The sequence below is a fragment of the Halococcus agarilyticus genome (assembly GCF_000334895.1).
Taxonomy (GTDB): domain Archaea; phylum Halobacteriota; class Halobacteria; order Halobacteriales; family Halococcaceae; genus Halococcus; species Halococcus agarilyticus.
This window is the reverse complement of sequence record NZ_BAFM01000003.1, coordinates 1-20463: the sequence shown is the minus strand read 5'-3', so window position 1 is coordinate 20463 and position 20463 is coordinate 1. Positions and strand designations below refer to the sequence as shown.

21 protein-coding genes, 1 pseudogene and 1 CRISPR repeat array are annotated in these 20463 nt (G+C 67.4%); of the genes and pseudogenes, 9 read left to right on the top strand and 13 right to left on the bottom strand.

Annotated features, from left to right (window positions below; genetic code table 11):
- Positions 1-44: 44 nt before the first annotated feature.
- On the top strand, positions 45-1922 hold the full coding sequence (locus TX76_RS03090; RefSeq protein ID WP_228842299.1) for a cytochrome c oxidase subunit I: 1878 nt from the start codon (positions 45-47) through the stop codon (positions 1920-1922).
- 249 nt (positions 1923-2171) lie between these two features.
- The gene (locus TX76_RS03085) at positions 2172-2450 is read left to right on the top strand and encodes a DUF7520 family protein (RefSeq protein WP_049898999.1); all 279 of its coding nucleotides are present in this window, start codon (positions 2172-2174) and stop codon (positions 2448-2450) included.
- Here TX76_RS03085 and TX76_RS03080 read toward each other — a convergent pair.
- Positions 2438-3460, bottom strand: coding sequence for a DUF7537 family lipoprotein (locus TX76_RS03080; RefSeq protein WP_195155987.1), 1023 nt, complete (start codon positions 3458-3460; stop codon positions 2438-2440). The two genes, TX76_RS03085 and TX76_RS03080, sit on opposite strands and share 13 nt — an antisense overlap.
- On the opposite strand from TX76_RS03080, the gene TX76_RS03075 reads away from it, so the two are divergent.
- Entirely contained in the window at positions 3459-3854 is a 396-nt protein-coding gene (locus TX76_RS03075) for a universal stress protein (protein WP_049898997.1), read from the top strand. The two genes, TX76_RS03080 and TX76_RS03075, sit on opposite strands and share 2 nt — an antisense overlap.
- A gap of 73 nt (positions 3855-3927) precedes the next feature.
- Here the strand turns inward: TX76_RS03075 and TX76_RS03070 are convergent, their stop codons facing one another.
- The 6 genes from TX76_RS03070 to TX76_RS03045 all read right to left on the bottom strand — a co-directional run bounded on the left by TX76_RS03070 (position 3928) and on the right by TX76_RS03045 (position 10306).
- A complete protein-coding gene (locus TX76_RS03070) occupies positions 3928-4707 on the bottom strand; it encodes a thioredoxin family protein (protein WP_079890735.1) in 780 nt (259 codons plus the stop codon).
- The gene (locus tag TX76_RS03065) at positions 4704-5447 is read right to left on the bottom strand and encodes an ABC transporter ATP-binding protein (protein ID WP_049898995.1); all 744 of its coding nucleotides are present in this window, start codon (positions 5445-5447) and stop codon (positions 4704-4706) included. The genes TX76_RS03070 and TX76_RS03065 overlap by 4 nt, the downstream gene beginning before the upstream one ends.
- Positions 5444-6202: an ABC transporter ATP-binding protein gene (locus TX76_RS03060; protein WP_049898993.1), complete on the bottom strand. Its 759-nt coding sequence runs from the start codon at positions 6200-6202 to the stop codon at positions 5444-5446. The genes TX76_RS03065 and TX76_RS03060 overlap by 4 nt, the downstream gene beginning before the upstream one ends.
- Positions 6202-7491, bottom strand: a complete 1290-nt coding sequence (locus TX76_RS03055) for a branched-chain amino acid ABC transporter permease (protein WP_079890741.1) — start codon at positions 7489-7491, stop codon at positions 6202-6204. Before TX76_RS03055 ends, TX76_RS03060 begins: the two co-directional genes overlap by 1 nt.
- Positions 7492-7672: 181 nt before the next feature.
- Complete coding sequence (locus TX76_RS03050) at positions 7673-8644, bottom strand: branched-chain amino acid ABC transporter permease (RefSeq protein ID WP_049898991.1); 972 nt, start codon at positions 8642-8644, stop codon at positions 7673-7675.
- 201 nt (positions 8645-8845) lie between these two features.
- Entirely contained in the window at positions 8846-10306 is a 1461-nt protein-coding gene (locus TX76_RS03045) for a substrate-binding protein (protein ID WP_049898989.1), read from the bottom strand.
- A gap of 334 nt (positions 10307-10640) precedes the next feature.
- Here TX76_RS03045 and TX76_RS03040 point away from each other — a divergent pair, with 334 nt between their 5' ends.
- The gene (locus tag TX76_RS03040; protein WP_049899379.1) at positions 10641-10928 is read left to right on the top strand and encodes a PadR family transcriptional regulator; all 288 of its coding nucleotides are present in this window, start codon (positions 10641-10643) and stop codon (positions 10926-10928) included.
- 75 nt (positions 10929-11003) lie between these two features.
- Here TX76_RS03040 and TX76_RS03035 read toward each other — a convergent pair whose 3' ends face one another.
- The gene (locus TX76_RS03035) at positions 11004-11210 is read right to left on the bottom strand and encodes a hypothetical protein (RefSeq protein WP_049898987.1); all 207 of its coding nucleotides are present in this window, start codon (positions 11208-11210) and stop codon (positions 11004-11006) included.
- Positions 11211-11282: 72 nt separating this feature from the next.
- Between TX76_RS03035 and TX76_RS03030 the strand changes: the two genes are divergently transcribed.
- From TX76_RS03030 to TX76_RS03015, 4 genes are all read left to right on the top strand, one after another.
- Positions 11283-11801 (top strand): J domain-containing protein, encoded by a 519-nt coding sequence (locus TX76_RS03030; protein WP_049898986.1) that lies wholly within the window; start codon positions 11283-11285, stop codon positions 11799-11801.
- A 108-nt stretch (positions 11802-11909) separates the two neighbouring features.
- Entirely contained in the window at positions 11910-12623 is a 714-nt protein-coding gene (locus tag TX76_RS03025; protein ID WP_049898984.1) for a phosphoglycolate phosphatase, read from the top strand.
- Positions 12624-12920: 297 nt separating this feature from the next.
- Positions 12921-14519, top strand: coding sequence for a GTPBP1 family GTP-binding protein (locus TX76_RS03020; protein WP_049898982.1), 1599 nt, complete (start codon positions 12921-12923; stop codon positions 14517-14519).
- An 88-nt stretch (positions 14520-14607) separates the two neighbouring features.
- Positions 14608-14946, top strand: coding sequence for a DsrE family protein (locus tag TX76_RS03015; RefSeq protein WP_049898980.1), 339 nt, complete (start codon positions 14608-14610; stop codon positions 14944-14946).
- A 48-nt stretch (positions 14947-14994) separates the two neighbouring features.
- On the opposite strand, the gene TX76_RS03010 is transcribed toward TX76_RS03015, so the two are convergent.
- From TX76_RS03010 to TX76_RS02990, 5 genes are all read right to left on the bottom strand, one after another.
- Entirely contained in the window at positions 14995-15918 is a 924-nt protein-coding gene (locus TX76_RS03010; protein WP_049898978.1) for a sulfite exporter TauE/SafE family protein, read from the bottom strand.
- Between the two features lie 223 nt (positions 15919-16141).
- On the bottom strand, positions 16142-16819 hold the full coding sequence (locus TX76_RS03005; RefSeq protein WP_049898976.1) for an HAD family hydrolase: 678 nt from the start codon (positions 16817-16819) through the stop codon (positions 16142-16144).
- 39 nt (positions 16820-16858) lie between these two features.
- Positions 16859-17341 carry a hypothetical protein gene (locus TX76_RS03000; protein WP_049898974.1) on the bottom strand — a complete coding sequence of 161 codons (483 nt, stop codon included), beginning with the start codon at positions 17339-17341 and terminating at the stop codon, positions 16859-16861.
- The gene (mch, locus tag TX76_RS02995; RefSeq protein WP_049898972.1) at positions 17338-18270 is read right to left on the bottom strand and encodes a methenyltetrahydromethanopterin cyclohydrolase; all 933 of its coding nucleotides are present in this window, start codon (positions 18268-18270) and stop codon (positions 17338-17340) included. Before mch ends, TX76_RS03000 begins: the two co-directional genes overlap by 4 nt.
- Positions 18271-18333: 63 nt before the next feature.
- Positions 18334-18651: an MTH1187 family thiamine-binding protein gene (locus TX76_RS02990; protein ID WP_049898970.1), complete on the bottom strand. Its 318-nt coding sequence runs from the start codon at positions 18649-18651 to the stop codon at positions 18334-18336.
- A 116-nt stretch (positions 18652-18767) separates the two neighbouring features.
- On the opposite strand from TX76_RS02990, the pseudogene TX76_RS02985 reads away from it, so the two are divergent.
- Positions 18768-20066, top strand: a pseudogene (locus TX76_RS02985) (NAD(P)/FAD-dependent oxidoreductase); the annotation flags it as partial.
- Between the two features lie 4 nt (positions 20067-20070).
- Positions 20071-20425: a CRISPR direct-repeat array (repeat unit 29 nt; unit sequence CTTCAACCCCACGAGGGTTCGTCTGAAAC).
- Positions 20426-20463 lie beyond the last annotated feature (38 nt).

The window sequence follows — 20463 nt, the reverse complement described above, 5'->3', positions numbered from 1 at the left end:
GAGCTTCCGGTATGGTAGAAGTCCAGCTCGTGATGACGGTCCTGATGGGACTGCTCCTCGCGGGCGTCGCTGCGTGGCTCGCCCGCATCGAGGACTGGCGCTCGTACACGCCGCTGGCTGGCGGCGGTGGCGGTGCCGTCGGCGGGGAGACCGGCTACGCCCACGAGGAGAAGCCCGGCGGGATCATCCGGTGGTTGACGTCGGTGGATCACAAGGACATCGGGATCCTCTACGGCACGTACGCCGTCGTCGCCTTCTCGGTCGGCGGCATCATGGTGATGCTGATGCGCGCGGAGCTCCTCGCGCCCGCCACCGACGTCATCGGCGCGGAGTTCTACAACTCGCTGCTCACGAGCCACGGCATCACGATGCTATTTTTGTTCGGGACGCCCGCGATCGCGGCGTTCGGGAACTACTTCATCCCCCTCCTGATCGGTGCCGACGACATGGCGTTCCCGCGGATCAACGCCATCGCGTTCTGGCTCCTTCCACCGGGGGCGATCCTCGTCTGGGCCGGCTTCTTCACCGCCCCGATCGCGAGCCTCGACATCGTCCCGGCACAGACCGCGTGGACGATGTACACCCCGCTGTCGGCGGGCGTCGGGAGCGGCACCCAGGCCAACGTCGGCGTCGACCTCATGCTGTTGGGGCTGCACCTCACCGGCGTCTCGGCCACGATGGGGGCGATCAACTTCATCGCCACCATCTTCACCGAGCGCGGGCCCGACGTCAACTGGGCGAACCTCGACATCTTCTCGTGGACCATCCTGACCCAGTCCGGGCTGATCCTGTTCGCGTTCCCGCTGCTGGGGAGCGCGCTCATCATGCTCCTGCTCGATCGGAACTTCGCGACGACCTTTTTCGCGGCCGGGGAGGGTGGCGGGCCGATCCTCTGGCAGCACCTGTTCTGGTTCTTCGGCCACCCCGAGGTGTACATCCTCGCGCTGCCGCCGATGGGGATACTGAGCCTCGTGATCCCGAAGTTCAGCGGACGGAAGCTGTTCGGGTTCAAGTTCGTCGTCTACTCGACGCTCGCGATCGGGGTGCTCTCGTTCGGCGTCTGGGCGCACCACATGTTCTCCACGGGGATCGATCCCCGGATCCGTGCGAGCTTCATGGCGGTCTCGCTCGCGATCGCGATCCCGAGCGCGGTCAAGACGTTCAACTGGATCACCACGATGTGGGGCGGCAACGTCCGGCTGACTGCCCCAATGTTGTTCTGTATCGGCGCGGTGTCGAACTTCATCATCGGCGGCGTCACGGGCGTGTTCCTCGCCTCCATTCCTGTCGACCTCGTGCTCCACGACACCTACTACGTGGTGGGTCACTTCCACTACATCGTGATGGGGCTGCTCGGGTTCGCCTTCTTCGCCGGCATCTACTACTGGTTCCCGATCTTCACCGGGAAGATGTACCAGAAGCGCCTCGCGAAGGCGCACTTCTGGCTGACGGCGATCGGGACCAACCTCACCTTTTTCGCCATGCTATTTTTGGGCTACCTCGGGATGCCCCGGCGGTACGCGACCTACGACTTCCCGATCGGGCCGGTGAACATCGTGACCGTCTTCCACCAGGTCGCGACGCTCGGCGCGCTGATCATCTTCGTCGGCCAGGTCATCTGGGTCTGGAACTTCGTCCAGTCGTGGTACGAGGCCCCATCGATGGAGGACGCGGACCCGTGGAACCTGAAGGAGACCGGCCAGTTCACCCACGAGTGGCAGTGGCACGAGCGCCGGACCGAGACCGCGATCGCCGACGGTGGCGAGGACACTGATGAGGAGACGGCGATGACCGACGGCGGTGAGCGCGAGCACGGCGAGCGCGATCCTCGTCGGAGCGCGGAGCGATCCGACGGCGGCGAGCGTAGCGAGTCCGCCGACGACGAACGGACCGGCGACAGCCAACCGTCCGAGGACGAGTGAACCGAGCGTCCTGACGACGAACGATCCCGCCGGTCGACGAAAGCGGATCGAGGAAGAACCCGAGCGGCCGGTTCGATTCGTCGCCGGTGGTCGACGATCCGATCAGCTGACGACCAGGACGACGGTCATCATCGCCATCGACACCGCGATGGCGACGAGAATCAGCAGGAGGAGCTCTTTTTCGGCCATGGCGGGGTTCGGGCGCGCGAGGACAAAAGGCTGATTGTCCGGCGGAAGTCACTCACGAGTATGTCGGAGAACCCGACGGCGACGACGCCATCGACGGGGCGGCGCGGCCGGTCGGTGGTTCTCGTCGTCTACGCCGTCGTCGTCGCCATCGCGGGGCTCACGGGATTCCTGCTCGGGACGTTCGGCCCCGACGAGCTCCGACCGGTCGATCTCTTCTTCCTGATCGAACTCCAGCCCACGCCGCTCGGCCTCGCGGCCTACGGGATGGGGACGATGGGCGTCGGCCTCGGGATCCTCCTCGTGCTCGTGAGCTACGCCTCGCAGCGCTACGACGCCTGACCGACGGCGATCGCCGTCGCCCGGCGCTCACGACGTTGGACCGTTCGAGTGGCTGCCGTCGCTGTCGTGGCTGTCTCGGTCCTGGCCCCGGTCCGGTTCGCTGTCGTCACGTCAGTCGCCGCGAGCGCCGTGCCGTACCACGCGGGGCGTTCGACGTCGGTCGAACCGACCCGGCTGTAGCGCGTCGAGACGACGATGCTCGCCGCCCCGTCCGATCCCTCGCCGCTGAGGCGCTGGACGAGCGTGTAGCTCCGAACGCGGCCCCGGTCGGTGACGCGCGCCTCGACGCTGACGGCCCGACCGAGGCCGGTCGTCGTCTCGGGCGAGCGCCGGAGCGTCTCTGCCGGCACGAGGCGGTAGACCGTGGTCCCGTTGCGCTCCGTTCGTCCGGCGACGACCGTCTCGCCAGCGACGAACATCGTCTCGATCCGTCGGCTTCCCGCTGCGGCGACCGAAGACCGCTGGGCGACGACCGTCCCCGGCGACGCCTGGCGATAGGTCGTCGCGTCGTCCGTGCCGGTCGTCGCCACGAGCAGCCGCTCGCCGTCGTCGTAGTACGCCACGCGTCGCAAGGGCGTCGACCCGTTCCAGCGTTTCGTGATCCGGAACCGGCCGTCGTCGGCGACGCGAGTCACGCTCTCGATCCGCCGGATCGACGTGCCGTTGCGAGTGCGATACGTCACCGTCCGCCGGACGGTGAACGACGTGTCGTCGAGCGTGGCGTCGTGTGCCGCCGCGAGCGCGCTGGCGTTCACGACGCCCTCGCCGGTGAGACCGGGCGCGAGCTGCGGCACGGGTGTCGGTGTCGGCTCGTCGGTCGGGACGGCCGCCGGCGTGAGCGTTCGCTCGGGGGTCCCTGCGTCGCTCCCGAAAACGCCGTTACAGCCCGCAAGAACGACGCAAACGACGAGCAAGAGCGGGAGGAGGCGGCGCGTGCGTGGCCGTGGTGCGCTCCGGCACTCGGACGCGTCACAACACCTAAGTCGCCGCTCTTCGCAGTGTTCGGGCATGTACGAGATCCTGCTGTGTGTCGACGCCGACGGGACGAGCCTCGACCGACAGCTCGATGCCGTCACCGACCTGCCGAGCGCGGCCGACGAGGTTCACGCCACGATCTGTCACGTCTTCGGCGAGAACCCCTCGGGGGCGTCCGTGACCCAGATCGGAGCGGTCCGCCGCGCGCTCGATCGTCTCGAAGACGCCGGGATCGAGACCTCGGTCGCGGAGGAGAGCGGCGATCCGACCGACGCCATCCTTCGACTGGCCACCGAGCGCGACGCCGACGCGATCTATATCGGTGGGCGAAAGCGCAACCCCTCGGGGAAGGCGCTGTTCGGCAGCGTGACCCAGTCGGTGATCCTCAACGCCGAGCGCCCGGTGCTCGTGGCCGGCCTGAACGACTGAACGCTCGGACGAGAGCGGTCCGGCGGTGTTCCTCCCGCCCGAACGACCCGCTGCCCGAACCGTTCGGACGGCGCTACGCACCGTCGGTGCCGTCGTAGACATCGGTACACGCCGCGGCGACGCGATCGGGCGTCGCCCGGCCGGTGAACCCCTCTCGCAACTCCCCGTTCTCGAACAGCGCCATCGCTGGGGCGGCGTCGATGCCCGACACACGCCGGAATTCTGGACTACTCTCGCCGTCGAGGCCCCCGACGGCCACGTCGTCGGGGACCGCCGCGAGGATGGCGTCGAGGTCGTCCTTCATCGTCTCGCAGGGGTCACAGTGGTGTTTCCAGACCGTGACGATCGCGCGGTCGTGTGACGAGACGAACCCCTCGTAGCTCTCGTCGTCAAGCTCGACCACTCCCTCCGGAACCGGCGTTCCCGGTCCCAGCTCGCGGACGACGCGCGCCATCCGGGCGAGGATCGCCGTCGACGGCGACCGGTCGAGGTGGGCGTCGATCGCGAGGAACGCGACGAACTCCTCGCGGGTGACGCCGAGCTCGTCGATCCGCTCGGCGGCGGCCTCAGGTGAGTCGAGGCCGAACACCTCGGCGACCGATCCGTGAAACCGTTCGATCGACGAATCGGCGTAGGTGTCGTGATACACCGCGCGAGTGTCCTCGAACTCAGTGGTCGTCGTCACGGTCGTGGTCTCCGGATCGACCGAGACCACGCCACCCTCGACGAGCGCGTCGAGGAGCGCCTCGGCGTCGGGGTGGGTATCCCTTCCGGTGCCGTCGTCGACGCCGCCGCCAGCGTCCCCGTTTGGCCCAGCGCGCACGTGCTGGCTGTCGGTCTCGTCGCCCGTCATACGCCGAGATACCGTTCGCGGGTTTCGTCGTCCTCGCGAAGCTCCTCGGCGGTGCCATCGAAGACGATCGCACCCTGATCGATCACGTAACACCGATCCGCGATCTTGATCGCCGCCGCGGCGTTCTGCTCGACCAGCAAGAGGGTGGTTCCAGCGTCGCGGATCCGCTCGATCGCGTTCTCGACCGCCTCGATGATCTGCGGTGCGAGCCCCTCGTACGGTTCGTCGAGCATCAGCAGCTCGGTGTTCTGCTTCAGCGCGCGCCCGATCGCGAGCATCTGCTGCTCCCCGCCGGAGAGCGTGCCCGCCTTCTGGGATTCGCGCTCTTCGAGTCGCGGGAAGAACTCGAACACCTCCTCGGTCGACATCCCGCTCCGCTCGACCTGTACCGACCGGCCGAACGTGTTCGAGCGATTGCGGGCGACGTCCGCGAGGTGGAGGTTCTCCCCGACAGTGAGGTCCGCGAAGATGCGACGCTCCTCGGGCACCAGCGAGATGCCGGCCATCGCGACGTCCTCGACGGCTCTCCCGGTGATGTCCTCGCCGTCGTAGGTGATCGTGCCGTCGCGGACGTCGGGTGGCTTCGAACTCGCGATCGACCGCAGCGTCGTCGTCTTGCCCGCGCCGTTGCGACCGAGCAGCGCACAGATCTCGCCGTCCTCGACCGTCATCGAGAGGTCGCGGAGGATGTGGCTCTCGTCGTAGTACGCGTCGACCGCGTCGAGCGTGAGCAGGCTCACAGCTCGACACCACCGAGATAGGCCTCTTGGACGTCCGGATCGCCCTGTATCTCCTCGGGAGTTCCCTCCGCGATGACCCGGCCCCGATTGAGCACGATGATCCGATCCGAGACCTCGAAGACGATCTCCATGTCGTGTTCGATCAACACCAGCGTGAGCCCGAGCTCCTCCTTCACGTCCTCGATGAGCGAGACGGTCGCGCTGGTCTCCTCGGGGCTCATCCCGGCGGTGGGTTCGTCCATCAGGAGGAGGTCCGGCTCGCTCGCGAGCGCGATCCCGATCTCCAGGCGGCGCTTGTCGCCGTAGGGGAGATCGGCCGCTGGCACCTCGCGCTGGCCCCAGAGATCGACGGCTTCGAGGGTGCGTCGAGTCGCGTCGTCGACCGTCGAATACCGGTTGCGGTGGCGGAGGAAGTTGAGCCGGAAGGAGCCGTGCTCGGCACCCAGCGCAGCGATCTCGGCGTTCTCCTCGACCGTGAGCTCCGGGAAGATCGAGGCGGTCTGGAACGACTTGCTGATCCCCTGCTGGACCACCTCGTAGGGCGCACGGTCGGTGATCGACTCGCCCTGGAACACGATGTCGCCCTCGGTCGGTTCGAGCATCCGGGTGATGAGGTTGATGAGGGTGGTCTTGCCCGCGCCGTTCGGGCCGATCACGCTCACGCGCTCGCCCTCCTCGATCGCGATGTCGACGTCGTCGGTCGCGGTGAGCCCGTTGAACCGTTTCACGAGCCCGCGGGTTTCGAGCAGCGCCATCACCGACCCCCTCCGGAGACGAGCGCGGCGAGCCGCCGCGGCACCGCGATGACCCGCTCGACGATGCCGGTGGCGAGCGACACGATCCACGCAATGGCTGCCTTGGCCTTCTGAACAGCGTGATCTTTCGCCGCCTCCGGGTCCCTCGTCGCCAGTGAGACGAACCAGAACACGTCTCGGAGAAGCCTCTTGATCCCGTTCCAGATCCCGTCGGGCAGCAACACGACGACCACGACGAAGACGAGGCCGAGCACGAGATGCCAGTAGGGGCCGATCCAGTCGAAGGGGTACCCGCCACTCACGATGTACTCGACCCAGAGGTAGATCCCGGCCCCGAGCAGCGGTCCGAGCAGCGTCCCGACGCCGCCGAGAACGGTCATGATGACCACCTCGCCGCTCGTGGTCCAGTACAGCGAGGACAGCGGGACGTACTCGCCGTGGATGGTGAACAGTGCCCCCGCGAACCCCGCGAAGGTCCCCGAAAGCACGAACGCCGCGAGCTTGTAGCGCCAGACGTTGAAGCCGACGAACTCCGCGCGGCGTTCGTTCTCGCGGATGGCACGGAACACGATCCCGTACGGCGAGTTGAGGATCCGGAGGATGATCGCGGCGCTCACCACCAGCGCCGCCGCGATGAACGCGTAGCGCCATGTGCCGAGCAGCGTTCCGGCGATCGAGGGCAGTTCGCTCCCGAGATCGAACGATCCGAGCAGCGGCCCGATCTCCACGCCGGTCAGCCCGTTGTCGCCACCGGTGATGAACGCGAGCGGTGCCGAGGCCATGTAGTAGATCATCTGGGCGAACGCCAGCGTGAGGATCGCGAAGTAGATCCCACCCCGCCGGAGCGACAGTGCCCCGAGCACGACCGAGAGAGCCACGACGAACAGCACCGCGATCGCGACGATCGCGAGTGGGGACTGGACGACGTTCGCACTGAGCCAGCCGGCCGCGTACGCACCCGCTCCCCAGAGCGCGGCGTGGCCGAACGAGAGCAGTCCCGTGCGCCCGAGCAGCAGATCGAACCCGATCGCGAAGATCCCCCAGACGAGGATCAGCGACGCGAGCTCCTGGTAGCCCTGGAGGAGCTCGCTGATCACCGGGGCTCGGACGAGGAAGTACGGGAACAGCGCGACGCCGACGATCGTCAGCGCGATGACCACCGACTCCCGCTCGCGGATCCGTTCCCATCGCGCTCGAACCCCACTGAGAGGTGTCGTCCCCGTCGCTCCACCGACGGTCTCGCCCCCGTCGGCCTCGGCTTCGGTCGGGTTCACACCCTCATCGCTCACACGGACCACCCCCAGTGGCGATCGCGAACCCGTCGATCGCGGCGCTGGCGGAGCCACGGGGACGAGCAGTGTGGACCGATGCCGTGGCCGTCGGTCTCATACCTCCCACACGGAACGCGCGCTAATAAGCGCCGCGGGCGTCGCCCGACCGACCCGTCGGGAAGCGGCGTCGTGGCGGCTCTCATGAGATCTCCACCTCGCTTCCGAGCAGTCCCTGGGGACGCACGAGGAGGATGACCGCGGCGATCGCGTAGATGCCGACCTGGGACCACGGCGCGAACGCGTAGTCGATCCCGAGCGCGGGGATCACGAGGCTCCACTGGATCAGGAACGACTGCGTGATCCCGAGGATCAGCCCGCCGAGCACCGCGCCCCTGATGCTGCCGAGCCCGCCGATCACCACTGTGAGAAAGGCCGGCACGAGGACGTCGGTCCCGACGGTCGGGTTGACGACGGTCAGCGGGCCGCCGACCACGCCGGCGACGCCCGCCAGCGCGGCACCGATGCCGAACACCACGATGTACGGCCGTGTGATCCTGATCCCGAGCAGCTGGACCATCTCCGCGTCCTGGGTGCCCGCTCTGACCGTGAGCCCGAAGTCGGTGAACTCGATCAGCGCATACACGAGCACGACCAGTAGCCCCGTGATCGCGATCACCCAGAGCCGCCACTGCGGGAACCCCCCGACCAGCGGCAGCTCCACCGCCCCGGACGCCCACTCGGGCTGGGCGAAGCTCTGACTGTTGCCGCCGAACAGCACTCTGAGCGCCTGCTGGGCGACGATCGCGAGCCCGAAGGTGAGGAGAATCTGGTCGGTATCGGGCCGGTCGTAGAACGGTCTCGCGACGAACCGCTCCATCGCGATACCGAGCACGAACACCACGAGCGGTACGACGATCAGCGCGGCGAGGAAGCCGAGGTCGAGCCCGAGCGTGCCGAACCCGAACTCGGCGAGCTGTCCCTGTGAGAAGGTCGTCTCCTGGGAGACGAGGAGCCCGACGTACAGTCCCACGACGTACAGCGCGCCGTGGGCGAAGTTCACGAACTTGAGCGTGCCGAGGATGATCGACAGCCCGATCGCCAGCAGCACGTAGATCGCGCCCGTCTGGAGGCCGTTGAGTAGGATGCGAACCGCTTCGGAGAGGAGGCTCATCGAACGCTCCCGCTCTCGCTGCCCGATCGCTCCCCGTGACCGCCGCCGAACTGCCGACGGCAGCGGCGGTACTGGGGCGGTCGGCGGTACTGAGTGTCACTGTTCGAGTCGGTCGCTGTTGGGTCGTTCATGTTGTCGTCTTCCCTCGGCCGATCGATCGTCGTTGTCACACGTCTCCCTCGAAACGCGGTGCCCGGGGAGCTACTCGTAGCTGCCGAGTTCGCACTCGGCCGCCGGGCCGCTGTCACAGTCGTAGCCGACCTGGTCGCTGGGAACGAGGTTGACGAGGTCCAGCAGGTCGCCCTCGCTCTGTTCGCCGGTCTCTTTCCCCTGGACGACCGGGATCGCTCGCTGGGCCTGGTGGTCGCATTTCCGCATCACTTCCTGTCCGAGGCCGACGTTGTCGTACTCGTAGCCTTCGAGGGCCCGGATGACCTCCGGCGGGTAGAACGTGCCGGCGCGTTCGACGGCCGCCGCGTACTGGAGCGTCTGTGCGTACGCGAGGTGTGCGACGCCTGGCGGCGGGTTGCCGTACTCCTGTTCGAACGCGTCGGCGAACGTGTTCGACGGCTCGTTGTCGATCCCCGGGTCCCACGCGGTCGTGCCGAACACACCGGGGATCGCCTGTTTCGCGTTGCCCGCCACCAGCTGGTTGTACAGCGGCACGACGATCTCCATCTCCTCGTTCAGGCCCTGGTTGGCGGCCTGTTTGAGCGAGTTCGCGCCGTCGAGCCCGTACTCGACGAGGAACAGCGCATCGGCGTCGGAGCTCTGGGCCTCCGAGAGGTACGAGGAGAAATCGGAGGTCCCGAGCGGTGTCGCCGTGCTACCGACCTCGGTCCAGCCGGCCTCCTCGAAGAACTGCTTCATCGACGACTGGACGCTCTGGCCCCACGTGTAGTCGGCGTAGAGCTGGTAGAAGTTGAGGTCGTCCCCGTAGGCCTCCGTCACCGGCGGGACGAGCGCCTGTGCGGTCGTGTACCCGTTGAACATCTCCCGGAACCCGTACCGCCGGCAGTCCGCGCCGGTCGTGGCGTTCGAGTGGGTGAGACAGCACTGGTACAGCACCTTCTCCTGTTGGGCCAGCGACTGCAGCGCGATCGCCACTGCGCTCGACGACCCGCCGGTGAACATGATCACGTCGTCCCGGTTGATCATCCGGCTGGCGGCGTTCCGCGCCGTGTCGGGATCGGTCGCCGTGTCGCCCTCTACGAAATCGATCTGCTTGTCGAGCACACCATCGCCGCTGAGGTCCTCGAAGCTATCGACCCAGCCGCCGCCGTTGTTGAGATGGTCGATGGCGAGCTCGTACGCCTGGAGCTCGCTCGCGCCCTCCGCCTGGTAGGACCCGCTCTGGGGGACGGTGAGCCCGAACGTCGCGGTGTCGCCCTCGACCGGGAAGTTGCCGAGCGACGGGTAGTCCTCGCTGCCTCCACCGCCGGAGCCGTTCCCGCCACCCGATCCGTTCCCGCCACCCGATCCGTTCCCGCCACTCCCCGAGTCGTTGCCACTGTCGCCACCACCACCACCGCTGCCGGAGTCGTTGCCACTGCCGCCACCACCACCGAGACAGCCGGCCAGGCCGGCGATTCCCACGGCGCTCGACGCACCGGCGAGTTTCAGCACGTCACGGCGGCTCTGTCCTGTGTCCTCGCGTCGCATACACGGAGCATGGAAGATGAACATAATAATCTTTCCACTAGGGGCAATATATGTCCTTGATAGCTAAACCCAAACGCTGATATACGAACGAAGCTGTCGATGGTGCCGTTCCGGCTGTAGCCCGTCGTCATCACGACCGACCGGACACCGACCACATCGATCCCGACGTGTGTTTCGACGACAGCAGAAGGGTGTTCGTTCCCCGCGAGCGCTTCGATACCGGAACGGGCGAGTGTCGGAGCGCTGTATCCGAGTCGCCCGTGTCGTGGTATTAGTTGGTGCCATCGAGAAAGTATAAACGACATGCGGTTGTGGGTGGCGTTGACGGACAATGATGGAGGATCTCACGGCGTTCCAGCGTGACCTGCTGTACGTCATTGCGGGGATGGACGAGCCGAAAGGTCTCGGGGTCAGCGAGGAGCTACAGCGCGCCTACGACGGCGACATCAACCACGGCCGGCTCTATCCGAACCTCGACACGCTCGTCGAGAACGGTCTCGTGGAGAAGGGCGCACAGAGCGACGTCACCAACTTCTACACGGTCACCGAGCGAGGCGAGGCGGCGATCGCGGCCCGTCACGCCTGGGAGCGCCAGTACGTCGACCACCCGGCCGACGACTGAGCCGCGGTCGCGGCACTGGTGTGGATCGGAGCGACGAACCCGATCCCGTCGCTCGTCGGTGATCGTCGCCGAGGTTTAGAACCGAACGTCGTCGCCGGTATCGCCTCGTCCGGGCTCCTCGCCGGTCTCCGAACCGTTCCCACCGCCGGCTCCCGCCGAGCAGTCGAGACAGAGCCCGAACGCATCGTCGTGGTGCTGGTCGCAGACCGCCCGCCCGCACTGATCGCAGGTGTGGCTCGCTTCGGCGCTCTCACAGACCTGGCACAGGCCGGACACGCTCATGGTGGCTGTTCGCCGTCCGGGGACTTGAACCTGTGGCGAGGGACTTACGCCGCTCGGGGCACAAGCATCCGCGTGACTAGGTCGCGGCTCGTGATCGGGCTCGGTGCGGTGTTCGCCGGACTGACCGTCCTGACGACGGTGCTCGGCTTCGTCTACAGTCCGGTGGCGCTCGCGCTCGCGGCCGCGTTCGGCGTGACGACGTACTTCCTCTGGTATCACGCCAGCGGCCGGCTGCGGCGGCGCGTCCACCGCGACGCCCGCGCCGCCGGTTCCGGACGAGCCAAATCGACGGCGCGAACCCGTACTGATGGATTCGGTGCGGGACCGCGCGAAGGGCGGACCGGCCCACGGGAGAGACGCGGTTTCGACGCCGGTCGCTCGCGACGCCGCGACGTCGGCGGCCGGCGTCGGCAGGCCGGCCCGAGCACGGCCGAGGCGTACCGGACGCTGGGTCTCGAGCCTGGCGCGGACGAAACGGCGGTCCGGTCCGCCTACCGCGAGAAGGTGAAGGAGGTCCATCCCGACGCCGACGACGGCAGCGAACGCGCGTTCAAGCGGGTCCAGAGCGCCTACGATCACCTCTCGGACTGACGATCGCCCCGAGCCGGCCGCTCCGGGCCGACCGCCCCGAACCGACGGCCGCATCCGTCGAACGACCGCGATCCGAACCCGTAACCGATCGGCTCGCCCACACCGTGCATGGATCGCGCAGACGCTGCTCCCGACACACGACCGCCCCTCGCGGTCGACATCGACGGGACGCTCACCGATCGACATCGAGTCGTTGACCCGCGTGTGTTCGCCGCGCTCCGGGAGTGGCCCGCGCCGGTCGTGCTCGCCACCGGCAAGGCGCTCCCCTACCCGGTCGCGCTCTGTGAGTTCGCCGGCCTCGCGACGCTCGTGGTCGCCGAGAACGGCGGCGTGGTCTGTCTCGACACCGACAGCCACGACGAACTCGTGATCGACGGCGACCGCGCGGCCGCAGAACGCGTCGCCGCGGCGTACCGCGAGGCGGGCCACGATCTCGGCTGGGGGAGTCTCGATCTCGTCAACCGGTGGCGCGAGACCGAGATCGCGGTGAGCCGCGACGCACCACTCGATCCACTCCGGGAGATCGCCGCCGATCACGGTCTCCGGGTGTTCGACACGGGCTTCGCCTACCACGTCGTCTCACCCGACGTGGACAAGGGCCGCGGGCTCGGGATCGTCGCCGACCGCCTCGGGCGAGATTCTGAGGAATTCGTCGCGATCGGTGATTCGGAAAACGACGTTGCGACCTTCGAGGCCGCGGGACGGTCGTTCGCGGTGGCGAACGCCGACGACGCGGCGACACAGGCGGCCGACCAGGTGACGGATACAGCGTACGCCAACGGGTTCTTCGAGGCGCTTTCGACGGTGCGATCTTCCCCGTAAACCCGGCAACAGCAGTCTCATCACGGTGTTCGGTGGGACAGCCGATTCGCCGACGACGATCACGACACAACTGAGAACCGCAAGCCACGCCCTCCCCAGCCGACTCCCTCGTTCGCTCACTTCGTTCGCTTCCTCGGTCATCCCTCGCACGAGTCGCGCGTCTTCGACGCGCTCCCGCGCGCCACCGCCACCAACAACGGCCAGGCTTCGCCCGGCATTCTCCCGAACGAAAACCGTGGACCGTGCCACCACACACCGTAGAGAAGGGCTTTTGCGCCCGGCACGCCACGAGTCCACATGGCCCCCGACCGGGCCGTCCTCGAACGGGCGCTCGATGCGGGCGAGCGCGAGGGCGGCAGCGTCGAGTTCAAGGAACGGCTCACGAAGGACCTCCACCTCGCCGACGGCAAGTTCGAAAGCCTCGCGGCCCAGCTCCGCCACCGGGTGCTCTCGGGCGACGGCGAGGCCACGTACGTCGTCGGTGTCACCGACGCCGGCGGGCTCGCGGGGATCTCTCTTGAGGACTTCTCGGAGTCGATGGACGTGCTCTCGCTGCTCGCCGAGGAGGCCGACGCCCACATCGAGTCGGTCGACACGTGGGGGATCGAAGGGGGGCTCGTGGGCGTCGCCACCGTTCGAGAGGGCGCGCTGCTGGAGGACGACGGCCATATCGTCGTCGGCACCGCGGGCCACGTCGATCACGGCAAGAGCACGCTGGTGGGAAGCCTCGTCACCGGCCGGCCGGACGACGGCGAGGGAAGCACGCGAAGCTTCCTCGATGTCCAGCCCCACGAGGTCGAGCGCGGCCTCTCGGCGGACCTCTCGTATGCGGTCTACGGGTTCGTCGAGGGCGAGCCGGTCCGGACCGACAACCCCGACCGGAAGTCAGACCGTGCCGAAGTGGTCGAGTCGGCCGACAAGCTGGTGTCGTTCGTCGACACCGTGGGTCACGAGCCGTGGCTCCGAACCACGATTCGAGGACTCGTCGGCCAGAAACTCGACTACGGCCTCCTGACCGTGGCGGCCGACGACGGCCCCACCAAGACCACCCGCGAGCATCTCGGCGTCCTCCTCGCGACCGAGCTCCCCACGATCGTCGCGATCACCAAGACCGACATGGTCGACGGCGAGCGCGCCCGCGAGGTCGAACGCGAGGTCGAGCGCCTGCTCCGGGACGTCGGGAAGACCCCGCTCCGCGTCGAGCGCCACGGCGTCGATACGGCGGTCGAGGAGATCGGTGGCTCCGTCGTCCCGGTGCTCCGAACGAGCACGGTCACGATGGAAGGACTGGACACGCTCGACGACCTGTTCGGCCGGTTGCCGAAGACCGGGGATGGCGAGGGCGAGTTCTCGATGTACGTCGACCGGAGCTACAAGATCACGGGCGTCGGTGCGGTCGCTTCCGGAACTGTGCGCTCCGGTACCGTGGAAGCGGGCGACGAACTCCTGCTCGGCCCGTTTCCCGACGGCTCCTTTCGCGATGTGGAGGCGCGCTCGATCGAGATGCACTACCACCGTGTGGACCGCGCGAAGGCCGGGCGAATCGTCGGCATCGCGCTGAAGGGCGTCCGCGAGACCGACGTCGAGCGTGGGATGGTGCTCCTGCCGCGCGAGGCCGATCCCGACCCCGTCCGGGAGTTCGAGGCCGACGTGATGGTGCTCAACCACCCCACCAGGATCGACGACGGCTACGAGCCAGTCGTCCACCTCGAAACCGTGAGCGAGGCCGCCGCCTTTCACCCTGCCGAGGGTCAGCTTCTTCCTGGTGACACCGGCTCCACTACTGTCCGCTTCAAGTTCCGCCCTTACCTCGTCGAGGAGGGTCAGCGCTTCGTCTTTCGCGAGGGGCAGTCGAAGGGCGTCGGCACCGTGACCGGCGTGTCGCCCGCAGAGTGAGACGAACTACCCGAGCCAACCCCAGTCGAACCCGCGCTCGTCACGCCAAACCCCATCGCTTGAGTCGCCGGCGACGTTATCTGGGTGCGTGAAAGCCGTCTTCCATCACTCGAACGACGACACCGTTCTCCACGAGCGGGTCGTGAACAACGTCGCCAACTTGCTCGACGACGACTCGATCGATCTCGACGCGGTCGCGGTGGTCACGAACAGCGGCGGCCTCGCGCTGGTGACCGAGAACTCGCCACAGCGCGAGCACGTCGAGACGCTCATGGAGCACGGGGTCGCGTTCAAACAGTGTCGCAACACCCTCGCGGGCACCGACACGACCGCCGAGGACCTCATCGACGGCGTGGAGCTCGTCCCCGCGGGTGTCGGCGAACTGACGCGCCTCCAGGCGGAGGGCTATGCGTACATCAAGCCATAACCACGAATTCGTGTGACTGGGTGTGGCCGCGTGACGACTCGCAGCCAGTCAGAGGAACAGCGGCGGGATCGTGTTCTTGAAGATGTTGAGCGAGATGAGAAAGAGGAGGCCGATCACGAACCAGTTGAACCGCTCCTCGTCGATCTCGATCCGGCGGAGGTAGGTGCCGGCGAGCAGACCCACGATCGTGACCACCGCGATGGCCGACCCGAGCCAGAGCCGGTAGGTCGTGATGAGGTCGGTGAACAGCGCCATCTGGAGGATGCGGACGGTGAAGATCGTCCCCAGGACCATCGAGAGCCCGCCGATGTAGCGCTCGGCGTCGCGCTCGAAGGTGTGGAAGTACGCGGGGAGCAGCGGGCCGAGGTTGGCGACTGCGAGCAGGAAGCCTTCGAGCAAGCCCGCGACGCCAAGCGCGACCGGGTGGTGGGCTTCCTCGATCGTCACGAAGTCCTGCACCACCTGAAAGATCACGTACGCGAGGATGATCAGTCCGATGATGAACGGGACGACCGGGCCGGTGCTGAACTCCGCGAGGAAGGACACCCCGATCACGGTGCCGACGATCGCCAGCGCCATCAGCACCCACTCCTCGCGGATGAAATCGAGGCCGGTGTCGGTCTCGCCGATCTGGAACATGTTGATCATCCACGGCGGGATCGCGAGCACGACCACCGCGAGCGTCGGGTCGATCACCGACGCGAACACGGGAGTCGCGACGAGCGCGTAGCCGAAGCCGAGCATCCCCTTGATCGCGCCGGCCACGACCGCCGTGACGACCAGCAGCGCGAGCAGGCCTGGCGAGATCGCCGAGTCGATCCCGGTGGTGACGTTCTCGGTACCGGGGAAGAACACGATCGAGCCGGCGACGACCGCGAGCGTCGCCAGCGCCATCATCACCTCCCGGTACTGCAACGCACGGAGGTTGGCGACGAAGCCAGCGACGTCGATCTGCGTGTCTGATGTACCCATGATGGAGAGCGAACGAAACGGACAGGCGACCGCTTCTCACCCGTTTGTAGGGGTCCGACACGCATAGCCACCCGTCATCCGGAGCAGTCTGCCCGTAGCCACGTCGCCATCGAGACGTCGTATCGGCCGAAACCAGCCCGATACGACCCCGTAGCTGTCGCTCGATCGATTTGGTGCGTTCCAGAAACGGGTTGTTGTTGCCGGTAGATCGACTGAGCGCCGGTCACCGGGTCAGCCACGGCGGCTCGTGGAGGTCGGCCATCGAATCGAGCGTGTACTCGGGCACCGGGTCGGGCGTCGAGCCGTCGGCGAGCCACGCGGCACGGAGGCCGGCAGCCTGTGCTCCAGGCACGTCCGAGGTCAGGGAGTTGCCGACGTGTACGGTCGAGTCGGGATCGGTATCGAGCGCGTCGAGTGCGCGGCGGAACGGTTCGGGATCGGGTTTCGCGGGCGCGTCGTAGCCGGCGTGGACCACGATCTCGAAGGCGTCGTCGAGGCCGATCGCGGCGAGTTTCTTCGCCTGCATCCCGGGTGCGCCGTTGGTAACCACCCCGAGCCGGTGGTCGGTCGCGAGGCGGTCGACCGCTTCGCGCGCGCCCGGCAGCGCGTCGACGTTCCACTGATCGCGTTCGTCGGCGTAGGCCGCCGCGACCGCCCGCCCGCGATCGGGGTCGCGGCCGCGCTCGTCGGCGATGGCGGCGAAGCACGCCGCACGCAACTCCTGAATGGTGTCGGTCCGATCGACGAACCGCGAGTAGCGGTCGTAGTAGTCGGTGATCCCGAAAAACGGCTCGACGCCAGCGGCCTCGAAGGCGGCCGCGAGCACCTCCGCCCCCGACCGGCGGTACGCACACAGCGTGTCGTCGATGTCGAACAACACCGTGTCGACGGTCGGACTCATCGCCGACGATGGGGGCGGTGAGGATAAAAGTCGGACGGGTCAGCAGATGCGGTACGCGCCGTCGACGCGCTCGGCGAGATCGAACACGACCGCCCAATCGAGCAGCCGTTCGACGCGCTTGCGCCACTCCTCGTCCCAGTCCGCGCGTCGATACCGTTCCCAGTTCGGCACTTCCTCGCGGAACCGCTCGTAGACCGCTTCGACACCGAGCGGCTCGTCGGCCGTATCGAGCACGCCGAGAACGGCGTCGGCCCCGAAGACGTGCTCGCGAAACGCGGCAGCCAGGTCGTCGGAAGCGGGGTCACGTCGCAGCCGTCGGTAGCCCGACTCGGTCTCCTCGGCGAGGCCGAGCGCGCGGAGAAACGTGATCCACTCACGAGCCACCTCGCGCGCGGCGAGGTCCGTCCGCTCGACGAGCCGTGCACAGCAGTCGTTCTCGCTGCCGGGGACCAGCGGCAGCGCCCGCTGGGCCTCCGCGACGAACGCTGCGTCTCGGGGTTCGGGAACGATCTTGAACTTCACAGTCCGAAGGCGTCGCCGAGCACGTCCTCGCTGGTTTCGCCGAACGCGTGGGTCGGGCCGCCGCTAACGTCGACGGTGACCTGGGCCGGCGCGAACAGCCCGTCCGGGAGATCGGCGAAGTTCCAGTCGACGCTATCGAGAATTTCCTCGAACGGGACCCCGTACTCGTCGCTCGCGGTCGAGGGAAGCTCGTCGAACCGTCCGAACTCCTCGTCGACGGTGAGATGGACCTGGCCGCCGTAGGCGAGCGTGTCGTTCGCGAGCCCGATCGCAGTCGCCTCGTCGCTCGCCACGGGTGCGACCGGTGCGTTCGCGCTCACCGATCGGATATCGAGCGGGTCGTAGCCGAGGTCGGCGAGGCGAACAGTCGCGAGTTCGGCGGCGCGCGCAGCGGCCGTGACGCTGCCGACGAGGCTCGCGCTCGGGAACGACGGCAGGAAGACCGCATTCGCCCCGACATCGGTTCGGTCGGCAACCCGCTCGGCGACGGCCTCCCCTGGAAGTTCGTCGGCCTCGATCGCGAGTGTCGCGAAGTCGAAGTCGTCCTCGTGGCCCACCCGCGCGAAGATCTCCTCCTCGGCGAGGAGTGCGCGCCCCGGACCGCTCGCCAACCCCTCGAACCCGTCGGCGTCGAGCTCCCAGCCCGCTTTCTGTGCACAGAGTAGCGCGAGCGCCGGCCGGTCAGTCGTGAGATCGATATGGGGGACGGGCGCGCCAGCGACCTCGCCCAGCCGGTTCTGGATCGTCGCGAGCCCCGCCGTCTGGATCTCGGCGAGAAGCAAGCCCGCCTCGATACCGCCCGCGACGTCGTGACCGAAGTCGAGCACCGTGGCCCCGTCGTCGAGTTCGGTGATCGCGATCGCGAGTTCGTCGGCGAACTCGATCGCCTCCTCGACGAGTTCGAGCGCCATCCGGTTCAGGCTCTCCATACCGCCGGTTCGGCGGCGCGGGTGAACGGTCTGTCGGTCCGATCGGTCCGCTCGGCGACCGATCTACTCGTCGGGATTCCCGCTGGCCGTCCGGCCGAGTTCGCGTTCGACCGCATCGACCTTCTCGCTCGCCGTGCCCTCGCTGGTCCGCTTGTCGTCGATCTTCAGGAACGTGCTCACCCGATCGCCGTCGACGGCCATGTGTGCCGCCTGGGCCGCAGCGAAGATCTCCTCGACCTCCGCGGCCTCGATCACGGTCCCCATCGGGTTGGTCTCGTAGCGCACGTCGAACTCGTCGAGCGCGTCGACGGCCTTCGCGACCTCGCCGGCCATGCTTTCCTCGGTGACTGGTGCGACGCTGAGCAGTGCAACGACGGTCATGGGTGACGTAGACGGCCAGGCATCCTAACCCTGTGGGCCGTTCGTCGGATGTGGGTGGGCGGTCGGTGCGACCCGCCGATCACAACACCCATTCCGACGGGGCGGAAACGCGAGCCATGATCGGTATCGTCGGCGGCGGCGTTGCGGGGTTGGCCGCAGCGTATCGTCTCCAGAAGGCCGGCTACGACGTGCGGGTGTTCGAGGCGAGCGACAGCGTCGGCGGCCTCGCCGCGACCTACGAGACCCGCGGCGACCGGATCGAGAAGTTCTACCACCACCTCTCGAAGTCAGAGGAGACCATCGTCGAGCTCGCCGAGGAGCTCGGGCTCGGGGACGCGGTCGAGTGGCGCGTCGGGAAGAACGCCTACTACGTCGACGGCGTCGTCCACTCGATGGACAAGGCGTGGGAGATCCTCGCCTATCCCCATCTGAGCCTCTACGACAAGTTCCGGCTCGGGCTATTGACGCTCGACGTCGACGTGCGTGGCGGCGTCCCCAGACGCGACACCTACGACGACCTCCGGGACTTCGAGGACGTGCCGATCAAGGAGTTCCTGCTCGATCACACCACTCGTGGCGTGTACGAGAACTTCTTCGACCCTCTGCTGGAAGCGAAGTTCGGCTCGCGCAAGGAGGACGTGAGCGCGGCGTGGCTCCTCGGTCGGATCAAGTTCCGCGGCGAGCGCGACCTCCTCCGCGGCGAGTTCCTCGGTTACTTCGACGGCGGGTTCCACCGCCTGGTCGACGCTCTGGTGTCCGCGGTGGGCCGCGAGCACGTCGAGACCGGGGCGCGAGTCACGGACGTCGGAATCGACGGCGGCGCGGTCGACTCGCTCACCGTCGACACCGAGAACGGAACCGCAACTCACGATGTCGACGGGGTGGTGGTCGCTGCGATGCCGAACGTCTTGGAGGACCTCACGGGCTACACTTGCGAGATCGACTTTCAGGGGACGGTCTGCTCGGTGCTGAGCCTTGCCGAACCCCTGATGGACACCTACTGGCTCAACATCGCCGACGACGCCCCCTTCGGCGCGCTGATCGAACACACCAACTTCGTCCCACCCGAGCGCTACGGCGGCGAGCACCTCCTCTACGCCGTGAGTTACGTTCAGGATCCGGACGAGGCGCTCTGGCGAATGGACGACGACGGGGTCGAGGAAACCTGGCTCGCGGGGATCGAGGACCTCTTCCCCGAGTTCGATCGCGAGAGCGTGAACTGGATCGAGACCGCGCGGAACCCCCGCACTGCGCCAGTCTACGAACGAGGCTATCTCGACATGGTGATTCCCTACGATCTCGGGAGCGAGGTCGCAGAGGGGATCCACTACGCGGGGATGGCGAGCCGAGCACAGTACCCCGAGCGCAGCCTCAACGGTGGGATCGTCGCCGGGTTCGCCTGCGCCGATCGGATCCTCTCTTCAACCCCACGAGGGTTCGTCTGAAACACGGCAGAGCACGCCCGCCGAATGGTTATCCGGTACGCTTCAACCCCACGAGGGTTCGTCTGAAACGTGACCTGGCAGACCCGCCGCCAGAGTTCCCGCCGGCTTCAACCCCACGAGGGTTCGTCTGAAACCGTATTTTTGATCGACGCTGAGAAGCGCAGCTCCCGCTTCAACCCCACGAGGGTTCGTCTGAAACCTCGTCAAGATGCTCTACTACCGCGGCGTCCAGCCGCTTCAACCCCACGAGGGTTCGTCTGAAACAACGACCGCGCGAGGGGTTGAACGCTTCCGACGCCGCTTCAACCCCACGAGGGTTCGTCTGAAACGATCGACATCACCGGCACCGACGGCACGGACCACGAGC

Excerpts from the sequence above, each read along its gene's own strand:
- TX76_RS03090 (WP_228842299.1), top strand. The coding sequence starts at position 45 with ATGGGACTGCTCCTCGCGGGCGTCGCTGCGTGGCTCGCCCGCATCGAG.
- TX76_RS03085 (WP_049898999.1), top strand. The coding sequence starts at position 2,172 with ATGTCGGAGAACCCGACGGCGACGACGCCATCGACGGGGCGGCGCGGC.
- TX76_RS03075 (WP_049898997.1), top strand. The coding sequence starts at position 3,459 with ATGTACGAGATCCTGCTGTGTGTCGACGCCGACGGGACGAGCCTCGAC.
- TX76_RS03080 (WP_195155987.1), bottom strand. The coding sequence starts at position 3,460 with ATGCCCGAACACTGCGAAGAGCGGCGACTTAGGTGTTGTGACGCGTCC.
- TX76_RS03070 (WP_079890735.1), bottom strand. The coding sequence starts at position 4,707 with ATGACGGGCGACGAGACCGACAGCCAGCACGTGCGCGCTGGGCCAAAC.
- TX76_RS03060 (WP_049898993.1), bottom strand. The coding sequence starts at position 6,202 with ATGGCGCTGCTCGAAACCCGCGGGCTCGTGAAACGGTTCAACGGGCTC.
- TX76_RS03050 (WP_049898991.1), bottom strand. The coding sequence starts at position 8,644 with ATGAGCCTCCTCTCCGAAGCGGTTCGCATCCTACTCAACGGCCTCCAG.
- TX76_RS03045 (WP_049898989.1), bottom strand. The coding sequence starts at position 10,306 with ATGCGACGCGAGGACACAGGACAGAGCCGCCGTGACGTGCTGAAACTC.
- TX76_RS03040 (WP_049899379.1), top strand. The coding sequence starts at position 10,641 with ATGGAGGATCTCACGGCGTTCCAGCGTGACCTGCTGTACGTCATTGCG.
- TX76_RS03035 (WP_049898987.1), bottom strand. The coding sequence starts at position 11,210 with ATGAGCGTGTCCGGCCTGTGCCAGGTCTGTGAGAGCGCCGAAGCGAGC.
- TX76_RS03025 (WP_049898984.1), top strand. The coding sequence starts at position 11,910 with ATGGATCGCGCAGACGCTGCTCCCGACACACGACCGCCCCTCGCGGTC.
- TX76_RS03020 (WP_049898982.1), top strand. The coding sequence starts at position 12,921 with ATGGCCCCCGACCGGGCCGTCCTCGAACGGGCGCTCGATGCGGGCGAG.
- TX76_RS03010 (WP_049898978.1), bottom strand. The coding sequence starts at position 15,918 with ATGGGTACATCAGACACGCAGATCGACGTCGCTGGCTTCGTCGCCAAC.
- TX76_RS03005 (WP_049898976.1), bottom strand. The coding sequence starts at position 16,819 with ATGAGTCCGACCGTCGACACGGTGTTGTTCGACATCGACGACACGCTG.
- mch (WP_049898972.1), bottom strand. The coding sequence starts at position 18,270 with ATGGAGAGCCTGAACCGGATGGCGCTCGAACTCGTCGAGGAGGCGATC.
- TX76_RS02990 (WP_049898970.1), bottom strand. The coding sequence starts at position 18,651 with ATGACCGTCGTTGCACTGCTCAGCGTCGCACCAGTCACCGAGGAAAGC.